General features: G+C 57.3%; 4 protein-coding genes and 3 tRNA genes. 5 read left to right on the top strand and 2 right to left on the bottom strand.

The window, feature by feature from the left end:
- The 3 genes from B3Z49_RS03385 to B3Z49_RS03375 form a co-directional block, all read left to right on the top strand.
- Nucleotides 1-1,128, top strand: a 1,128-nt coding sequence (locus tag B3Z49_RS03385) for a TRAP transporter large permease (RefSeq protein WP_296988243.1), incomplete at its 5' end; no start/stop codon positions are given.
- A gap of 6 nt (nucleotides 1,129-1,134) precedes the next feature.
- Entirely contained in the window at nucleotides 1,135-2,019 is an 885-nt protein-coding gene (locus tag B3Z49_RS03380) for an isocitrate lyase/PEP mutase family protein (RefSeq protein WP_296988241.1), read from the top strand.
- Nucleotides 2,020-2,034: 15 nt separating this feature from the next.
- Nucleotides 2,035-2,442 (top strand): GFA family protein, encoded by a 408-nt coding sequence (locus B3Z49_RS03375; RefSeq protein ID WP_296988239.1) that lies wholly within the window; start codon nucleotides 2,035-2,037, stop codon nucleotides 2,440-2,442.
- Between the two features lie 61 nt (nucleotides 2,443-2,503).
- Here the strand turns inward: B3Z49_RS03375 and B3Z49_RS03370 are convergent.
- Both B3Z49_RS03370 and rlmB read right to left on the bottom strand, forming a co-directional pair.
- A tRNA-Thr gene (locus B3Z49_RS03370) sits at nucleotides 2,504-2,580 on the bottom strand.
- Between the two features lie 108 nt (nucleotides 2,581-2,688).
- Entirely contained in the window at nucleotides 2,689-3,561 is an 873-nt protein-coding gene (gene rlmB / locus B3Z49_RS03365) for a 23S rRNA (guanosine(2251)-2'-O)-methyltransferase RlmB (protein WP_008892100.1), read from the bottom strand.
- Nucleotides 3,562-3,755: 194 nt separating this feature from the next.
- Between rlmB and B3Z49_RS03360 the strand changes: the two genes are divergently transcribed.
- Both B3Z49_RS03360 and B3Z49_RS03355 read left to right on the top strand, forming a co-directional pair.
- Nucleotides 3,756-3,840 (top strand) — tRNA-Tyr (locus B3Z49_RS03360).
- 36 nt (nucleotides 3,841-3,876) lie between these two features.
- Nucleotides 3,877-3,950: transfer RNA gene (locus tag B3Z49_RS03355), tRNA-Gly, on the top strand.
- Nucleotides 3,951-4,064: the final 114 nt, after the last annotated feature.

The following is a 4,064-nucleotide window of genomic DNA, read 5'->3' as shown; positions in this document are numbered from 1 at the left end:
ACGCTTGATGGCTTTATCCTGCTGGCCGTGCCGCTGTTCCTTTTGATGTCAAACATCCTGCTGCGTGCCGGTGTCGGCAATGACCTGTTTGCCGCTGTCAGTGCCTGGGTCGGCCATTGGCCGGGCGGGCTTGCGGTGGCGACCATCCTGTCTTGTGGCGTGTTTGCCGCCATTTCCGGGTCCTCGGTTGCGACGGCGGCCACCATTGGCACGGTTGCCATCCCGGAAATGATCAATCGTGGTTACAACAAGCGGTTTGTTTATGGATTGCTGGCCGCGGGCGGCACGCTTGGCATTCTGATCCCGCCATCGATCCCGATGATCATTTATGGCTTTGTCACCGAAGAATCGGTGATCTCGCTGTTTCTGGCCGGTATCGGTCCGGGCATCGCGCTTCTGGTGTTCTTTATCATCTTCTCGATGATTTACGCCCGCATGGGCGGACAGGAACTTGAACCGAAAAAAGACTGGGCCGAACGCAAACGCGCCACCATCCGCGCACTGCCATCGGTTGTTCTGGCCGTGCTGATCATTTCGGGCATCTATTCCGGGGCCTTCACCCCGACCGAGGCCGCGGCCATCGGCTTTGCCGCAGCCCTGATCATCACCGGCCCGATCATGCGGGTCCTGACATGGGATGCGCTGAAAAAGGCGGTGTTCGATTCCATGGCAACCACGGTTGCGATCATTCTGATCATTGCCGGGGCCAAGGTCTTTGGCAAGGCGATCACGCTTTATCGCATCCCGCAGGATATCTCGGTAATGATCACCCAAGGGGTCGATACCGAACTTGGCTTCATCCTGATCGTCACAGCGGTTCTGCTGGTGATGGGTTTGGTGTTTGAAGCGCTTTCGATGGTGCTGATCATGACACCAGTGCTGTTGCCAGCCGCCCTTGCCCTTGGATTCGATCCGATCTGGTTCGGTGTTTATATGGTGATCATGGTCGAATGTGCCCTGATTACACCGCCCGTCGGGCTTAACCTTTATGTGATCCAGTCGGTGGCAAAGGCCAGACTGGGCGAGGTTGCCCGCGGTGTTGCACCGTTCCTGCTGCTGATGTTTGCTTGTGCCGCCCTTTTGTATGTGTGGCACGATCTCGCCCTTTATATTCCCTTCAAGCTGTAAAGACCGATGAGTAACGTAAAATCACCTGCCGATACCCTGCGCGCGCTGCTTGCCACCGGTGATCTGATCACGATGCCCTGCTGCTTTGATGCGCTTTCTGCCAAACTGATCGAACAGGAAGGATTCGGTCTGACCTTTATGTCGGGCTTTGCGACCTCTGCCGCACGGATTGGCGAACCTGATCTCGGCCTGATGTCCTATGGCGAAGTGCTTGATCAGGCGCGCAACATCACCGATGCGGTATCAATCCCTGTGATCGGGGACGGCGATACCGGCTATGGCAATGCAATGAATGTCAGGCGGACCGTCACAGGCTTTGCCAAGGCAGGCTGTGCGGCGGTCATGATCGAAGATCAACTGGCGCCCAAACGCTGCGGCCATACCAAGGGCAAGGAAGTCGTCGGCCGGGATGAGGCGTTTGACCGTATCAAGGCCGCCGTCGATGCCCGCGAGGCCGGGGCAGATATCCTGATCCTGGCGCGCACCGATGCCCGTCATCAGCATGGCCTGACCGAGGCCATTGACCGTGCCGCGAAGTTCAAGGAACTCGGTGCCGACATACTGTTTGTCGAGGCCCCAAAGTCTGTCGATGAGATGCGCACCCTTTGTGCCGAACTGCCCGGTCCCAAAATGGCCAATATCGTCGAAGGAGGCGAAACCCCGGATCTGTCGCCCGAAGAACTCAAACAAATCGGCTATCAGATCGCGGCCTATCCGCTCTCGCTGATGGCAGCCGCCATGAAGGCCATGGTCGAATGCCTGCAAACCATGAAGGTCGGCCAGCCGCGGGATGACAAACTGATGAGCTGGTCTGACCTGCGCCAACGCATCGGCTTTGACGACTATTACGACGTTTCGGAACGCTACGCATCGTCAAGACGCGACGGCTAGGGCAGGGGAATGGTCATGGCTGATAAACATCACGGCGGCTGTCTGTGTGGGGCTGTGCGCTACGAAGTCACGGGTGACTTCGATGCGTTTTTCCTGTGCCACTGCAAATATTGCCAAAAGGACACCGGCTCGGCTCATGCGGCCAACCTGTTTTCAGGCAAGGCAAAGTTGTCTTGGATCGATGGCCAGGATCACATCCACTCCTACACCGTGCCCGAAACGCGCCATCAAAAGGCGTTTTGCAAAACATGCGGCGCGGCCGTTCCCTATACGCAGATGGATGGCAAGCTGTTGGTCGTACCGGCAGGCAGCCTTGAAACGCCCGTCTCGACACGCCCGAACGCCCACATCATGCTGGGCAGCAAGGCGAGCTGGGAGGATGGGCTTGGTGAAATCTTGCGCCTTGAAGGCATGCCCAGATAGCATTTCGATGTAACGCCAAAAGAAAACCCCGCAGCCGATGGCTTGCGGGGTTTTCTTTGAGTGGTGCCGGCAGAGAGACTCGAACTCCCAACCTTCTGATTACAAATCAGCTGCTCTACCAATTATAGCTATGCCGGCGTGAGCGGCGCGAACATAATCCGGGCCGCTGATGATTGCAAGAGTTTGAAGCACGGAAATTTACATCCCGTGAAAACCCCTCAAACGCGCGTGTTCGTGGGCTGTGACCTACTTGCGATACAGCTCGTAAAGCGCGACGGCGGCTGCGTTTGAAACATTAAGGCTTTCGATGCGATCCGACATCGGAAGCTTGACCAGGAAGTCGCAGCTTTCGCGCGTCAGACGACGCAGGCCTTCACCCTCGGATCCCATGACAATCCCGACACGGCCATGCAGTTTGGCTTCGGCCAGTGTCTGTTCGGCATAGCCATCCATACCCGCCAGCCAGAAATGCGCGCCCTTAAGTTTATCAAGCGTCTGGTTCAGGTTGCCGGCATGGATATAGGGAACGGTTTCAAGCGCACCGCTGGCCGATTTGGCAAGCACACCGGTTTCAGGCGGCGCATGACGGTCGGGCACAATAACCGCTGATGCGCCAAAGGCCGCCGCACTGCGCAGGATCGCGCCAACGTTATGCGGGTCTGTCACCTGATCAAGGATCAGGACCGTGCATTGTTCAGAATCGCGGTGATCGGCAATCAGTTCTTCGACCGAAAGCTGGGGCAGGGGGGCGCAATGCATGGCCATGCCCTGATGCACGGTGCCCGGCGGCAGCATTTCATCAAGGTCGGTGCGTCCTGCCGAATCTACCGCGATGTCATCGCGCTCGGCGTCGGCAAGGGCGGCCATGACTTCATCACGGGTGTTTTCGGTGGCCCAGATTTTGTGAATCGTGCGCTGCGGATTGGCAATTGCCATCATCACCGGGTGACGCCCGAATAGAATCAGGCGCGAATTGCCACCCGATCCGCCGCCGTCACGGCCGCGTTTTCGTCCGCGGCGCGAATTGCCTTCACGGTTTTCATCGCCTTGCGGGAGGGCATCGGGTGCCCCGTCACCTTGATGACGATTTCCTGAACGGGATTTATTGCGACGCGACATATGGCGGAAACCTCCGGGCCGTAGGGGACTGAATGCAGTTTGCTTCGTTTGATCGGCGAAACTTGGCGAACATATAGGAAAGGAAATACGATTTCGTGCTTTTTTTGCTGTTGACAGGGTAGGTGCCTTCGCCGTATTCCCTCCCTCGCCGCAACGAGGCCGGGGTCAAACCCGGATGGCGTTACGACCCTGATGGAGGGGTGGCAGAGCGGTCAAATGCAGCGGACTGTAAATCCGCCGACTTAGTCTACGCAGGTTCGAATCCTGCCCCCTCCACCACTCTCTCGCCCTCGCGAGAGCTCGCAGCATAAATATGCGGGTGTAGCTCAATGGTAGAGCAGAAGCCTTCCAAGCTTACGACGAGGGTTCGATTCCCTTCACCCGCTCCAATATTCTTATGATGCAACCCGTCGGCTCGTGCGGTGGGTTACTACGTGTTTTTTTGGTTCGGATAATAGGATCTGAGGGCAATGGCCAAGGAAAAGTTTGAGCGTACAAAACCG

This window comes from Thalassospira sp. UBA1131 (assembly GCF_002311515.1).
GTDB lineage: Bacteria > Pseudomonadota > Alphaproteobacteria > Rhodospirillales > Thalassospiraceae > Thalassospira.
Note: the sequence above shows the minus strand (reverse complement) of the source record. Positions and strands in the feature narration are given on the sequence as shown.